The organism is Thermincola sp. GK-1 (assembly GCF_059412445.1).
This window is the reverse complement of the sequence record NZ_JBSQAT010000021.1, coordinates 1-13,742: the sequence shown is the minus strand read 5'-3', so window position 1 is coordinate 13,742 and position 13,742 is coordinate 1. Positions and strand designations below refer to the sequence as shown.

Annotated in this window: 13 protein-coding genes, 5 tRNA genes and 1 other annotated feature; all 18 genes read left to right on the top strand. The window is 46.9% G+C overall.

Annotated features, from left to right (window positions below):
• Nucleotides 1-8 precede the first annotated feature (8 nt).
• On the top strand, nucleotides 9-1,139 hold the full coding sequence (locus tag ACSNJE_RS14315) for an HlyD family secretion protein (RefSeq protein WP_474774418.1): 1,131 nt from the start codon (nucleotides 9-11) through the stop codon (nucleotides 1,137-1,139).
• 11 nt (nucleotides 1,140-1,150) lie between these two features.
• A complete protein-coding gene (locus ACSNJE_RS14310) occupies nucleotides 1,151-2,332 on the top strand; it encodes an ABC transporter permease (protein ID WP_495252927.1) in 1,182 nt (393 codons plus the stop codon).
• Between the two features lie 565 nt (nucleotides 2,333-2,897).
• Complete coding sequence (locus ACSNJE_RS14305; RefSeq protein ID WP_083436968.1) at nucleotides 2,898-3,791, top strand: DUF1002 domain-containing protein; 894 nt, start codon at nucleotides 2,898-2,900, stop codon at nucleotides 3,789-3,791.
• Nucleotides 3,792-4,222: 431 nt separating this feature from the next.
• Nucleotides 4,223-4,384, top strand: a complete 162-nt coding sequence (locus ACSNJE_RS14300) for a hypothetical protein (RefSeq protein ID WP_495252926.1) — start codon at nucleotides 4,223-4,225, stop codon at nucleotides 4,382-4,384.
• 309 nt (nucleotides 4,385-4,693) lie between these two features.
• Nucleotides 4,694-6,148: a glutamate--tRNA ligase gene (gene gltX / locus ACSNJE_RS14295; protein ID WP_495252925.1), complete on the top strand. Its 1,455-nt coding sequence runs from the start codon at nucleotides 4,694-4,696 to the stop codon at nucleotides 6,146-6,148.
• An 84-nt stretch (nucleotides 6,149-6,232) separates the two neighbouring features.
• Nucleotides 6,233-6,472: a binding site (T-box leader), on the top strand.
• Between the two features lie 70 nt (nucleotides 6,473-6,542).
• The gene (cysE, locus tag ACSNJE_RS14290) at nucleotides 6,543-7,229 is read left to right on the top strand and encodes a serine O-acetyltransferase (RefSeq protein WP_495252924.1); all 687 of its coding nucleotides are present in this window, start codon (nucleotides 6,543-6,545) and stop codon (nucleotides 7,227-7,229) included.
• Nucleotides 7,216-8,673, top strand: a complete 1,458-nt coding sequence (cysS, locus tag ACSNJE_RS14285) for a cysteine--tRNA ligase (RefSeq protein ID WP_495252934.1) — start codon at nucleotides 7,216-7,218, stop codon at nucleotides 8,671-8,673. The genes cysE and cysS overlap by 14 nt, the downstream gene beginning before the upstream one ends.
• Before the next feature lie 9 nt (nucleotides 8,674-8,682).
• The gene (locus ACSNJE_RS14280) at nucleotides 8,683-9,138 is read left to right on the top strand and encodes a Mini-ribonuclease 3 (RefSeq protein ID WP_013119184.1); all 456 of its coding nucleotides are present in this window, start codon (nucleotides 8,683-8,685) and stop codon (nucleotides 9,136-9,138) included.
• Complete coding sequence (gene thyX / locus ACSNJE_RS14275; protein ID WP_495252923.1) at nucleotides 9,116-9,805, top strand: FAD-dependent thymidylate synthase; 690 nt, start codon at nucleotides 9,116-9,118, stop codon at nucleotides 9,803-9,805. Before ACSNJE_RS14280 ends, thyX begins: the two co-directional genes overlap by 23 nt.
• Before the next feature lie 12 nt (nucleotides 9,806-9,817).
• The gene (gene rlmB / locus ACSNJE_RS14270; RefSeq protein WP_495252922.1) at nucleotides 9,818-10,552 is read left to right on the top strand and encodes a 23S rRNA (guanosine(2251)-2'-O)-methyltransferase RlmB; all 735 of its coding nucleotides are present in this window, start codon (nucleotides 9,818-9,820) and stop codon (nucleotides 10,550-10,552) included.
• The gene (locus ACSNJE_RS14265) at nucleotides 10,552-11,064 is read left to right on the top strand and encodes an NYN domain-containing protein (protein ID WP_495252921.1); all 513 of its coding nucleotides are present in this window, start codon (nucleotides 10,552-10,554) and stop codon (nucleotides 11,062-11,064) included. The genes rlmB and ACSNJE_RS14265 overlap by 1 nt, the downstream gene beginning before the upstream one ends.
• Before the next feature lie 435 nt (nucleotides 11,065-11,499).
• Nucleotides 11,500-12,144 carry an RNA polymerase sporulation sigma factor SigH gene (gene sigH / locus ACSNJE_RS14260; RefSeq protein WP_013119188.1) on the top strand — a complete coding sequence of 215 codons (645 nt, stop codon included), beginning with the start codon at nucleotides 11,500-11,502 and terminating at the stop codon, nucleotides 12,142-12,144.
• A gap of 90 nt (nucleotides 12,145-12,234) precedes the next feature.
• Nucleotides 12,235-12,310: transfer RNA gene (locus tag ACSNJE_RS14255), tRNA-Thr, on the top strand.
• Between the two features lie 8 nt (nucleotides 12,311-12,318).
• Nucleotides 12,319-12,404, top strand: a tRNA-Tyr gene (locus ACSNJE_RS14250).
• Nucleotides 12,405-12,476: 72 nt separating this feature from the next.
• Nucleotides 12,477-12,552: transfer RNA gene (locus ACSNJE_RS14245), tRNA-Met, on the top strand.
• Nucleotides 12,553-12,632: 80 nt separating this feature from the next.
• Nucleotides 12,633-12,708 (top strand) — tRNA-Thr (locus ACSNJE_RS14240).
• Nucleotides 12,709-12,715: 7 nt separating this feature from the next.
• Nucleotides 12,716-12,792, top strand: a tRNA-Met gene (locus tag ACSNJE_RS14235).
• 300 nt (nucleotides 12,793-13,092) lie between these two features.
• Nucleotides 13,093-13,742, top strand: a 650-nt coding sequence (locus ACSNJE_RS14230) for a GTP-binding protein (protein WP_495252920.1), incomplete at its 3' end; no start/stop codon positions are given.

The window sequence follows — 13,742 nt, the reverse complement described above, 5'->3', positions numbered from 1 at the left end:
GACATGGGATGAACAAAAAAAGAGTAGCGTTAATTAGCGTAGCTCTGATAATAACCATTGGCACATTGACCGGTTTTATACTGAACCGTAATGTACATGCCGAAAACGGCCTGGTTGTGACGGGAACGCTGGAAGGCAAGGAAGTTGATATAAATTCCAAAATACCTGGTAGAATTGTGAAGCTTTATGTTTCCGAGGGGCAAAAGGTGAAAGCGGGCCAACTTATAGCGAAAATTTCTGATGAAGAACTGCTGGCCAAAAAAGCTCAGGCCCAGGCCCTGGTAGATGCCGCCAAAAGCCAGTTGGATCAGGCTAACCTGGCTGTCGAATTACAGCGGCAGGTAAACCAGACAAACGTGAACAAGGCCATGGGTGCCTATCAGGCCAGTGTTGCTCAGCTTAAGAAAGCCCGCAACGGGGCCAGGACTCAGGAAATAGCCCAGGCTCAGGCGAGTTATGACCTTTGGCTGAAAACTTCCCAACGGGTGCATAAGCTTTATGCCAAAGGAGCCGTGGCTGCGCAGAAGGTGGATGAAGTAGATACCCAGTTAAAGGTTGCCGAAGAAACCCTGAAGATGGCCAAGGAAGGGGCGAGAAAAGAGGATATTGAAGCTGCGGCCGCTATGGCGGAATCGGCAAAGGCCAGTCTGGAACAGGCCAATGCCGGTTTGTTGCAGACCAGCCTTGCGGAAATGAACGTTGCTGCGGCCAAGGCCAAATATGAACAGGCCCTGGCCGGATTAAAAGAAGTGGAGGCTTATTTAAAAGACACCGAAATCAAAGCTCCTGCAGCAGGGGAAGTATCGGTTATCTATGTGGAGAACGGAGAGTTAATTTCTACCGGTATGCCCATTGCCACCATAACTTCTGATGATAGCCTGTGGGTTGAAGTAAAGGTCAGGGAGACAGATTTGGACAAAGTTTCCCTGCACCAGAAAGTGGAGGTGGAATTACCCACCGGGACAACATATCCGGGAGAAGTGGCATGGATTAACCGGAAACCTGATTTTGCTGCCAAAAGGGCAACCGGTGAAAGGGATGACCGTGATATCCTTGCCTATGGCGTAAAAGTGGTAATTAAGGCTAAGGTCCGGGAGGCTGTAATTGGACAGTCGGTCCGGGTCAATTTTAGCCGGTAGGGGGCCTTGCCATGCTAAGAATTTTGTTGGAAGCGGCCGGAGAAGAATGGACGGGGCTTTTATCCAGAAAACGCGATTTATTGGTTCTTATAGGCGGCCCCATCTTATATCTGGTGCTGTTTGGTTTTCTTTACTGGCAAAATGTAGTTAACCATATTGATACGGTCATCTGGGACCAGGACAATACATCTTTAAGCCGGATGGTAACGGATAGCTTCCGTGATACCGACAGGTTTAACATTGTCGGGAACGTTGCCAGTCAGGAAGAATTAAGGGAGGCGCTGGATACGGGAAAGGCCAGGGCCGGTATAGTCATTCCCAGGGATTTCATGAAGGATGTGAAAAAGCAGCATACCTCTGAAATATTGGTATGCATAGACGGGACAAACATGATCATCTCCAACGCCGTGGTCAGTTCGGCGCTGGAGGTTGTCCAGACTCTTTCTGCCGGGGTCAGCATAAAAACCATTGAGGGTTCCGGGGTATTGCCGGAAAAAGCTCAAAAAACGGTACTGCCCATAAGTTTTCGGCCCCGGATATGGTATAATCCCACCTTTAGTTACTCTAATTTCCTCCTTTTTGGTTTATTGGGTACGGCTATCCAGCAAATATTGTTATTATTTACTTCGATAACTTTAACCAGGGAAAAAAACAATAGGCATTTGGCACACATGAATCTGGCTGAAACGGGCGCATATATTTTGGGGAAAAGTTTGCCGTACGTAGCGATTAATTATGCCAACTTGAATTTTATTCTGGCTCTTTTGATTTTTGGGTTTGGGTTGACTTTTAAAGGCAGTGTGTTATTGACTCTGCTTTTAGGCGCTGTATTTGTTACTGCCCTGGTGGCATTAGGGGTATTTTTATCCATTGTCTGCAAAAACGAGCTGGAAGCTACCCAAACGTCCATGTTAATTGCGGTACCTTCATTTTTGGTTTCCGGTTTTACCTGGCCTTTACAGGCTATGCCGTTACCTGTCATGATTTTAGCCCGCATTCTGCCCTTGACCTATTTTGTAAATGCTTTGCGGGATATAGCTTTAAAGGGAGTGGGTCTGGAGGTTATCGGGTCCAGTATTTTGTACCTGGCAGGCTTAATCGTAGTATTTTATCCCTTAAGTGTGGTTACCTTTAAACGCAGCTTATCAAAAAACATTGGCGCTCCATTGGCAGGCGAGACGTATACGGGCTAAATTTGTGCCTGTTCCTCATAGCCCATGAACGAATGGAAAAGGGTCCGCCTCTGAATTTCATTCTGGGAATACCCTGTTGAAAAATGTAAGGCCTTTTTCGGCCGGCGGCTGCAATGAGCACATTAAAAATTTCCTTTGGCGATAACAGCGGTCTATGACAGCATAGGGATAAAGGAACTCCCCATGCTGCCATTTTTTTTGCGCCGGATCGTAAAAGTAAATTGTAATAGCCCAGCATGTTTCGCCGCCTTTCGGAAACATTCACTGTTGGAAGTTCGTCCCAATGAGACGGTTGCATAACTGCGATGCTGGTTGCTATAATAATTCCTATCAGTAACCACCCAAATAATAAAAGAGCTGCTGACGGGTAATTCCCGTATGGAGCGGCAAGTTCAGTCCGTATGTTTTGTACCAACATAAATGTCAGAACAAGCGGGGTAACTGTTTTAACAGCATGATCCCACCAACGGCCGTTTGAAAAATAGGATATAATTTTTTGTATTACATTTTCGCATTGGTAAATAAATATAAATGTAGGATGGACAAAGTATTAGGAGGTGTGTCAATGTTTACTCATTTCTTGCTGCGCAGATCTATTTCTTTAACCATTATCATTGTATGCTTTTTCCTAGTGCCTGTGGCTGTGGCTTATGCTGATACTTCGCAGGTTATTACTTTTGGGGCAGACCTGAACAGCGAACAAAAGGCGCTGGTGGCCCGGAAATTCGGTGTTAATTTACAAGATACGGCAATTCCCCTGATAGAAGTAACCAATGCGGAAGAGCGGCGTTACCTGCAGGGGTTGGTTCCCAATAAGGTAATTGGTTCTCGGGCCATATCTTCAGCCATGGTAGAGGTATTACCGGCGGGTAGCGGAGTGACAGTGCAAACTCATAATATTACCTGGGTAACCACGGATATGTTTGAAAATGCCGTGGTTACCGCCAAAGTCAAGGACGCCAGGATAATTGCGGCAGCGCCTTTCCCGGTGTCAGGAACTGCTGCCCTTACCGGAATATTCAAGGCTTTTGAAACGGCTACAGGGCAAAAGCTTGACGAGGAATCCAAGAAGACTGCCAACGAAGAACTGGTCAGAACCGGAGAGTTGGGGGAAGCTATCGGCAAGGAAAAAGCAACTGAATTGATGTTAAAGGTAAAGGAGCGGGTCATCGCTGATAAAGTAACGGATCCGGAGCAGATAAAGCAAATAATCATCAATGTTGCCGGTGACTTAAATATTAACCTGACACCGGCCCAAATTGACCAGATCACTCAATTGATGCAAAAAATCAGCAAACTTGATTTGAATATCCGGGACATTTCTTCCCAGTTGCAGGACCTGAAGACAAAACTGGATGATGTGATAGCTCAAAACAAAGAAGTCAAGTCAATCCTGCAGCAAATCCTTGATGCTCTGAACGGGTTAATAGAAAAGATACGGGCTTGGTTTGGGTTATAAAAAAGGGAAGGTAAAACAACCGTTGCTCCGAGGTTACGCCTTCCTGCGGTTGCGGCTGCGGCAGGCTGTGTTTACGGCAGGAAAGGTGGGGTGCCCGGCTACCCGGGAGCTTTGTGCTGCAAAACCTGGCCAGGAAGTCCGCTAACCGCTATGGAGGTAAAACAACCGTTGCTCCGAGGCTACGGGCGGAGACAGTGTAAACTCCGTTCAGTTGAAATCACTGAACCCGGCCAAATCGTCATCCGTGACTCATGGCCGGGTTTCCGGCGTCCGTGCCGGAAACAGTGATTTCAAGCCTTCACTGTCGTTAACACTGTCTATCCGCCCTCCACCAAGTCGCAACTTATTGTTTTACCTCCATAGCGGTATCTTCTGTTTTCCTTAAAGCGACGGTTGTTTCACCGTACAACGCCTACCAGCAACAAGGAGGGGTGGGTGGGGTTCTCAGGCTACCGTTAAGGAGCGACTGCGCCCGCAAAACCGCAGCCAAGCAGGCAGGGAGTTCCCGCATGTTCGAAGATGGCGAAGGCCGCCGGGAAGTCCGGCACTCAAGTCAAGTTGAGTGGCTGGACGGGAGGCGGCCTGGCTTTTGAGAAATGCAACATGAGCCATCGAGTTCGGGAACGCTGCCTGCCTGGCCAGGTTTTGCAGCACCAAGCTCCTTGGTAGCGGAGAACCCCACCCACCCCTCCTTGGTTGAAGAAAGGCGTAGCCTTGGTGCAACAGTTGTTGCACCGGTACAGCGGCATCTGCAGGTCAACGGCTGTTTCACCGTGGCAGCAGTAGCCTTGAGAAGACAGCCTCACCTCACTTCACCAATATCAGTTGCTCATCGGTGCTAGGAAATGGTATAATGAGATATTATATATACAGACAAAATATCGGTAGGGGGTTTCACATTGATGGAAAGTGTTCGTGTCCGTTTTGCGCCAAGTCCCACAGGACCTTTACATATTGGCGGCGCCCGTTCGGCGCTTTTTAACTGGCTTCTGGCCAGAAAATATAACGGGACAATGATCGTCAGGATAGAAGATACAGACTTAGAAAGGTCCAGCCGGGAATCAGAAGAAAATATTCTTAAGGCCCTTGAATGGTTGGGCCTCGACTGGGATGAAGGCATAGGAAAAGGCGGCAGCAACGGGCCTTACCGGCAGACAGAAAGGCTTGACATCTACAGGGAATATGCTCAAAAGTTGCTTGCTGCAGGGCAAGCATATTATTGTTACTGCACGGAAGAAGAATTGGAGGCCGAGCGACAGGCGCTGCTGGCCAAGGGAGAGATGCCCCGTTACCTGGGCAAATGCCGGCATCTGACGGAAGAGGACCGGGCCCGCTATGAGGCGGAAGGTCGTAAACCCGTTATTCGTTTCCGGGTTCCCGAAAACGAAAATATTGTGGTGCGGGACTTGGTAAGAGGAAACGTAGTTTTTGAGAGCAATGGCATAGGGGACTACGTAATAGTAAAGTCTGACGGGATACCTACCTATAATTTTGCCGTAGTCCTTGATGATGCTCTGATGGGTATTACTCATGTGGTGAGGGGTGAAGAACACCTCTCCAATACGCCGCGGCAGTTAATGATTTATGATGCTTTGGGTTTACAGGCTCCCCAGTTTGCTCATGTTTCTCTTATCTTAGGCAAGGACAGGAGCAAGATGAGCAAACGGCACGGGGCTACGGCCATCGAACAATATGAGAAGCTGGGTTATCTACCGGAGGCGCTGGTCAATTTCCTGGTCCTCCTCGGATGGTCTCCCGAAGGTGAGGAAGAAATATTTTCTCTTGAGCAATTAGTAGAACAGTTTTCTCTGGACAGGGTGGCTAAAAACCCCGCCGTTTTCGACCTGGATAAACTGAATTGGTTGAATGGTTATTACATCAGGCAGAGCCCTGTGGAAAGGATTGCTGCTATGGCGCTGCCTTACCTGAAGGAGGCAGGTTATGTGTCGGACCAGGTAACGGCCGATTCTGAATGGCTAAAGATGGTAGTTGCTTCGGTGCAGGAATACCTGTCTTACGTGGCGGAAATTACTGAACATGTGAAGATATATTTTAATGAAGACTTTGATTTTGAATCGGAAGAGGCTAAAAACATATTGCTTGACAAGGATTTTCCCAGAGTGGCGGAGCTGTTTAAAGAAAAAATTACCGCATTGGAAGAATTGACTCCGGAGACCGCCAAACAGATGCTGAAGGCCTTGACAAAAGAACTAAAACTGGGCGGGAAAAAGGTGTATATGCCTCTCCGGGTAGCGCTTACGGGGCAGACCCATGGTCCGGAGTTATTTTATATCATACCCATATTAGGTAAGGAAAAAGCCCTGGCCCGCTTGGCCTCAAGCCAGGCCAAGTTGTAATTGACAAGCAACTTTTAAACTGTGTATAATCTAAAGTAAGCATTTGTAAAACTGCGTAGAGAGCAAAAAGGATTCATATCAAACCTAATAACTATGAAGGGGACAAGTAGTCTTGATACAGTTTACAGAGAGAGGTTTGCCATGGGCTGGAAGCAACCTTAGACTTCAGGTCAGGATGAATGCACCCCGGAGTTGCGCCGCCGAATTAAAGTAGGTTGTGCCGGCTGTGTCCGTTATCACGCATAGTGCAGCTTTATTTTTGGCTGCCCGAGTGGGGCCTTAGGCCCAAGCAGTGTGGAACCGCGGAAATCCTCCGTCTCTGTAGGGAATGGAGGGTTTTTTTATTACAATACTAATTTAGACTTTACAATTGGATGAAGGCAGGGAGGAAAAAATGTTTAGGCGTATAAGGAATGACATCAAAGTAATATTTGACCGGGATCCGGCGGCAAAAAGCCTGCTGGAGGTCATTTTATGTTATCCCGGCCTGCATGCCATTTTAATGCACAGGGTGGCTCATTACCTGTATAAGAAAGGGCTGGTGGTACTGCCACGGTTAATTTCCCAGTTTTCTCGCTGGCTGACGGGTATAGAAATACATCCGGGAGCCCAGATTGGCGATGGCTTTTTCATCGACCACGGTACAGGAGTGGTTATTGGAGAAACTACCATTATCGGCAACAATGTCACCATTTATCAGGGGGTTACCCTGGGAGGTACCGGAAAGGAAAAGGGTAAGCGCCATCCTACAATCGGCAACAATGTTGTGATCAGCGCCGGGGCAAAAGTTTTGGGGAACATCAAAATAGGGGATAACACCAAGATTGGGGCCGGTTCCGTTGTATTGCGGGATACTCCGCCGAATACTACGGTAGTCGGTGTGCCCGGAAAAGTAGTGGTACGCGAAGGTCTCAATATAGCCGATATGGACCTGGAATCCAAGATAGACCTGCACCATGACCAGTTACCGGACCCTGTTGCCGAAATGATGCTATGTATGCAGCGGAAAATAGCGCGCATGGAGCAAAGGATACATGAATTGGAGGAGGGGCAGAACAGGTATGACCATAAAGCTATATAATACCTGCACTAGGAAAAAGGAAGAATTCATCCCCAGGCAACCCGGGAAAGTAGATATGTATGTTTGCGGACCCACTACGTACAACCTTATTCATTTGGGTAATGCCAGACCTTTGATTGTTTTTGATACTGTCCGCCGGTACTTCGAGTATAAAGGTTACCAGGTTACCTATGTGCAGAACTTTACCGATATTGACGATAAAATAATTAACCGGGCTCGGGAGGAAAATACCGATCCTATAACCCTGGCCGCCAAATATATCAGAGAATATTTCAAAGATGCTGCGGCATTAGGTGTGCGGGAGGCTACCGTTCACCCCAGGGTCAGTGAGCATCTTGATGAGATTATTGAGATGATCCGGGGTATTATGAAAAACGGTTACGCTTACCAACTGGACGGAGACGTTTATTTTTCCGTGGAAAGTTTTAAAGGGTACGGCAAGCTTTCCGGCAGGTCCCTTGAGGATATGCAGGCCGGAGCGCGGGTGGATGTGGATACCAGGAAACGCCACCCAATGGACTTTGCCCTTTGGAAAGCGGCAAAACCGGGCGAACCGGCCTGGGACAGCCCCTGGGGAAAAGGCCGTCCCGGTTGGCACATCGAATGTTCAGCCATGGCCAATAAGTACCTGGGCATGGGGTTTGATATCCATGGCGGGGGCTTTGACCTGATTTTTCCACATCATGAAAATGAGATTGCCCAGGCGGAGGCCTATGCCGGCTGCGGCCCTTTTGCGCGTTACTGGATGCATAACGGTTTTATCACCGTCAACGAAGAAAAAATGTCCAAATCCCTGGGGAACTTTTTTACGGTCAGGGAGATTTTGGCCAAGTATGATCCGGAAGTTGTCAGGTTTTACATGCTTTCTACCCATTATCGGAGCCCTTTGGATTTTGACGATACCAAGCTGGAAATGAACAGGAAAAGCCTGAGCAGGCTGCACAATGCTCTCGATAATATTGAGAGTATACTGAAAACTAATAAATTCGGGGAAGTAGAAAACCCCGAATTGGAAAAGGCTCTAGCCGATTTGCTGAGAGCCCGGGAGAAAGCAGTAAGAGATTTCGAGGAAGCTATGGATGACGACTTTAATACTGCTTTAGCTATTGCTGTTTTATTTGATCTGGCCCGGGACAGCAATGCATTTATCCATGCCGCCACATCGGCAGGAGGCGACGCACTGCTTCAGGGGGTTAAAGGGGCCCTGCAACAGGTTTTTGATACTTTTATGAAACTTGGCCAGGTTCTGGGCTTATTTGAAAAAAGGGGAACCCAGGGCGATGCGGGCCTTGTTGACCGGTTGATGCAGATAATTCTCGACATCCGGAGCGAAGCCAGGGCCAGGAAGGATTGGGCCACCGCCGACGGAATCAGAAATAAATTAAATGAATTGGGTATAATCATTGAAGACAGCCCCCAGGGCGCTCGCTGGAAAAGAAAATAGGAGGGCTCAATGACAAAGGAATTAAAAACATCTCCGGGGCAAATGCCCGCCCTTGTTCTGGCTTATATAGGAGACGCCATCTATGAAGTATACGTAAGACAATATTTAATTAGTCGGGGATTAACCAAGGTCAGTGAACTGCACAAAAGGTCTGTTGCCTTCGTAAATGCAGCGACGCAGGCAAAGATAGTTCATGCTTTGGAAGGCAAGCTTGCTCCTGATGAAGTTGATGTGGTCAAACGGGGCAGAAACGCAAAGTCCGGTACCGTCCCCAAGAACATGGGAGTGATAGATTACCGGTACGGTACGGCTTTTGAGTCCCTTTTCGGTTATTTGTATTTGTGTGGAAAGACTAAGCGGCTGGAGGAGATTTTTGCTTTGGCTGTCAGGTTGGTTGAAGGGCAAGAATGTGAAAAAGAATTCTTAAACGATGGGGAGGGTTTTGATGAAGGTAAAGCTGATTAATTACACCCCTGATCCCGACAAAACCGTGGCGGCAGCGGCGCGCCTCTGTTATTCCCCGATAGGGGCCGAAGATCTACTTGATAATCTTACCGACCAGGAAGTGGCTAAATTTTTAAATATATTGGTTCGGATGGGGCATTGGTCGCCCATTGAGCATGTTACATTCACTTTTGCCATCGAGGGGGTCAGTCGGGCTCTTTCTCACCAGTTGGTAAGACACCGGATCGCGTCCTATTCCCAGCAATCTCAGCGCTACGTTAAATTTGAGGACTTTGCATATGTTATCCCGCCCAGTGTAAAGAATAATCTCGAGGCAGAAGCCATTTTTACCAGGACAATGAAAATTATTAATGAGGCATATAAGGAACTGGCCGATTTAGTACACCATGAAGATGCGCGGTATGTCCTGCCAAATGCCTGTGAAACAAAGCTGGTTGCCACATTAAATGCCCGATCCCTGTATAATTTTTTCCGGCACAGGTGTTGTGAGCGGGCACAGTGGGAAATACGGGAACTGGCCAACCTCATGCTGGCGGAAGTGCGTCGGGTAGCGCCCATTTTGTTTTCCAATGCAGGGCCCGATTGTATCACGCAAGGCATATGCCACGAGGGCAAGATGTCCTGCGGAAGGCTGGAGAAAATTAAAGCCGCTGAAAAAGAAAATTAGAGGTGCTTATTTTTGGACAATATAATCTATGGCAGAAACCCCGTTATAGAGGCATTGAAGGCTGAGAGACCCATAAACAAAATTCTGTTGCAGCATGGAACGACGAGAGCCGGTGACATTTTAAACCTTGCCCGGCAAAGAAAAATCCCTGTTCAGGAAGCGGACAAACGCAGCCTTGATAAGCTGGTGCAGGGCAACCACCAGGGGGTTATCGCCCTGGTTGCCATGAAAGCGTACGCAGATATTGACGATATACTGGAAACGGCCCAAAAAAACGGGGAAGATCCTTTTATATTGCTCCTGGATGAATTGGAAGATCCTCATAACCTTGGCGCCATAATAAGAACGGCGGACGCCGTCGGAATACACGGTGTGGTTATCCCCAGGAGACGAGCAGTGGGGATTACCCCTGCCGTGGTTAAAGCATCTGCCGGAGCCGTGGAGTACGTCTCTGTTTGCCGGGTAACGAACCTGGCCCAGACTATTGAATATTTAAAAGAGAAAGGCTGCTGGGTGGTTGGAGCTGATGCCGCTGCGCCACAGAATCTGTGGCAGGCCGATTTGCAGGGGCCTTTAGCTCTGGTTATTGGTAGCGAGGGAAAAGGTATCAGCAGGCTGGTAAGGGAAAAATGTGATTTTCTTGTGCGGCTGCCGATGCAGGGGAAAATCGGCTCCTTGAATGCTTCCGTGGCGGCCGCGGTGCTTTGTTATGAAGTTTTGCGCCAGAGGCAAATGGGAGAGCGGTAATGGAGGACATTTTGATCATTGATGGCTATAATATTATTCACGCCTGGCCGGAATTGGCAGGCCTGATGGATAAAGAACTGGAACATGCCAGGGATAAATTGATAGATATACTGGCTGAATACCGGGTCTTGAGAAATTGCCGCATAATAGTTGTCTTTGATGCTCATTTGGTAAAAGGCGGCTTGGGAGGCCGTGAGACCCGGAATAGCGTGGAAGTAATTTACAGCCAGGAGGGAGAAACGGCTGATTCAGTAATTGAAAGACTTGTATCTATGTACATCAAGGAAGGCAGGGTTGCAGTGGCCACTTCCGACTGGTCGCAGCAAAGCTTTATCTTCGGCAAAGGGGCTGCCCGTATGCCGGCGAGGGAATTGGTCGAAGAGGTAACCAGGTTGACGGCGGAGAAGAAAGAAAAACTTCAGGAAATGGTTCATTCAAATGATCAACGGTTAGGGACAAGGTTGAATGACGATATAAAAGCAGTCCTGGAAAAGATTAGGCGGCAGAAATGAAAATTAAAGAAAAAAGGTAGTAATTAAACTGTATTTTAATACTTAGAGCAGCAGTAATTTTTGCGGGGCAATGGGTTGACTATAGGGTAGTCATTAGGTATAATAAGTTATGTAAATTGGCTTGTCCCAACATACACAATCTCTGGCTAAATAATGGATGGACCATAATTTTTACTTGCCGACATTGTTTTAATATTTAGGAAATTATACTTTGAGGTAAAATTGTGGATAACGTCAAAGCATGATTTCCGGATATCAACAAAAGTTTCCTTGGGGTTTGGATAGAAACTTTTGTTCTTTTTTGAAAATTTACCTTTTAAATTAAATAACTGTTCCGATAGCTTCCTGTTATCATGTGTATTTACGCTTAAGTTTTCCATCGGAAATCCCGATAATAGATTGGAATTTCTGAAAATCTAGAGCGGAGGCGATGAGATGAGTTTAAGTGCTCAGAGAGAAGTATTTGATACCTTCGATGTAATGTTGGACGAAGATATCGTAGAGTTTGCCAAAGAAGGTGATGATGCCGCTCTAGAATATTTGATCAATAAGTACAAGAATTTTGTCAGGGCCAAAGCTCGCTCATACTTCTTAATCGGAGCAGACAGGGAAGATATCATTCAGGAAGGCATGATTGGACTCTACAAAGCCATCCGTGATTTCAAATCCGACAAGCTTTCATCATTCCGCGCTTTTGCTGAGTTATGTATTACCAGGCAGATCATTACTGCCATAAAAACAGCTACCCGGCAAAAGCACATTCCTTTAAATTCTTACGTTTCCTTAAACAAGCCTATTTATGACGAAGATTCCGATCGTACTCTGCTTGACGTTATTTCCGGTTCAAAGATAACAGACCCGGAAGAACTGATTATCAGCCGGGAAGAATTTGACGATATCGAGGAAAAAATGGGTGAAATTCTTAGTTCGTTAGAATGGAAAGTACTGATGTCTTACCTGGAAGGTAAATCATATCAGGAAATCGCCGTTGACTTGAAAAGGCATGTTAAGTCTATTGATAATGCCCTGCAGAGGGTAAAAAGGAAGTTGGAAAGATATTTGGAAAAAAGAGAAAACTAGTTTCTGCTAAAAGTACAAAAATTGGCACTGAAAAAGCTATTGACCTAACGGCAGAAACATTGTATAATGAACTTTGTCAGTCGTCGAAATGCCGACGTAGCTCAATTGGTAGAGCAGCTGACTTGTAATCAGCAGGTTGCGGGTTCGAGTCCCATCGTCGGCTCCATTTATTCCGGAGGGATGCCCGAGTTGGTCAAAGGGAGCAGACTGTAAATCTGCCGGCTCAGCCTTCGAAGGTTCGAATCCTTCTCCCTCCACCATTAAAAAGTTCAAATTAAAAATATTTGCATAAATTTAATGCCTAATGTATAATATAGACCTAGGCATAATGTCGCGGGGTGGAGCAGCTGGTAGCTCGTCGGGCTCATAACCCGAAGGTCGAAGGTTCAAATCCTTCCCCCGCAACCAAATATAAAGTTAATGAATTGGCGGATTAAGTTTTACCGCTAATTTTTTAAGCTAAATTTTAGATGGATAAATAAATACATGCCGCTATAGCTCAGTAGGTAGAGCGTATCCTTGGTAAGGATAAGGTCACCGGTTCAATCCCGGTTAGCGGCTCCACTTGAATGGCGGCGTAGCTCAGTTGGCTAGAGCATGCGGTTCATACCCGCAGTGTCCGGGGTTCGAATCCCTGCGCCGCCACCATTGTAGTTAATATAAGCCTTGTGGTAAAGCCACAAGGTTTTTTGTTCCCTGTTTTTTTCCATAGCCAAGGAAGGAATTTTTGAGGATACGTAGAATAAAAACAACTTAATAATCAAAATTTTCTACCATTAGAGTTAAACAAAACCAGGGAAATTACATAATTTAGCACCGTCCGGGTAAAAATGTTCTTTAGCTGGTTATTTGCTTGATTTTGGTATTTTGGCCTTGCCTGAAGGTAAAGGCTCATATAAAACTATAATAAAAAAATTAATCAGTTTTTAATCAAGGAGGAATAAGAGAATGGCAAAAGCAAAGTTTGAACGTACGAAACCCCACGTAAACGTTGGTACCATAGGTCACGTAGACCATGGCAAGACTACATTGACAGCGGCAATCACCACCATCCTGGCAACCCAGGGAAAAGCTGAAGTAAAGAAATACGATGAGATTGACAATGCGCCGGAAGAGAGGGAAAGAGGAATTACCATTAATACGGCGCACGTAGAGTACGAAACCGATGCCCGTCACTACGCGCACGTAGACTGTCCGGGCCACGCCGACTACGTAAAGAACATGATTACCGGAGCAGCCCAGATGGACGGGGCCATACTGGTAGTATCCGCAGCAGACGGTCCAATGCCCCAGACCCGGGAGCACATTCTGCTGGCCCGTCAGGTAGGGGTGCCTTACATTGTAGTATTTCTGAACAAGGCAGACATGGTAGATGACGATGAATTAATGGAATTAGTCGAGATGGAAGTACGGGAACTGTTAAGCGAATACGAATTTCCCGGGGATGAGATTCCGATTGTGGCCGGATCCGCATTAAAAGCCCTGGAGTGCGGCTGTGGACAGAGGGATTGCAAGTGGTGTGGGGCTATTTGGAAACTGATGGATGAAGTAGATAGTTACTTCCCGACACCGCAGCGTGATACCGACAAGCCGTTCCT

Bases quoted from the DNA above. Each gene is read 5' to 3' on its own strand.
- ACSNJE_RS14315 (WP_474774418.1), top strand. From the start codon at position 9: ATGAACAAAAAAAGAGTAGCGTTAATTAGCGTAGCTCTGATAATAACC.
- ACSNJE_RS14310 (WP_495252927.1), top strand. From the start codon at position 1,151: ATGCTAAGAATTTTGTTGGAAGCGGCCGGAGAAGAATGGACGGGGCTT.
- ACSNJE_RS14305 (WP_083436968.1), top strand. From the start codon at position 2,898: ATGTTTACTCATTTCTTGCTGCGCAGATCTATTTCTTTAACCATTATC.
- gltX (WP_495252925.1), top strand. From the start codon at position 4,694: ATGGAAAGTGTTCGTGTCCGTTTTGCGCCAAGTCCCACAGGACCTTTA.
- cysE (WP_495252924.1), top strand. From the start codon at position 6,543: ATGTTTAGGCGTATAAGGAATGACATCAAAGTAATATTTGACCGGGAT.
- ACSNJE_RS14280 (WP_013119184.1), top strand. From the start codon at position 8,683: ATGACAAAGGAATTAAAAACATCTCCGGGGCAAATGCCCGCCCTTGTT.
- ACSNJE_RS14265 (WP_495252921.1), top strand. From the start codon at position 10,552: ATGGAGGACATTTTGATCATTGATGGCTATAATATTATTCACGCCTGG.
- sigH (WP_013119188.1), top strand. From the start codon at position 11,500: ATGAGTTTAAGTGCTCAGAGAGAAGTATTTGATACCTTCGATGTAATG.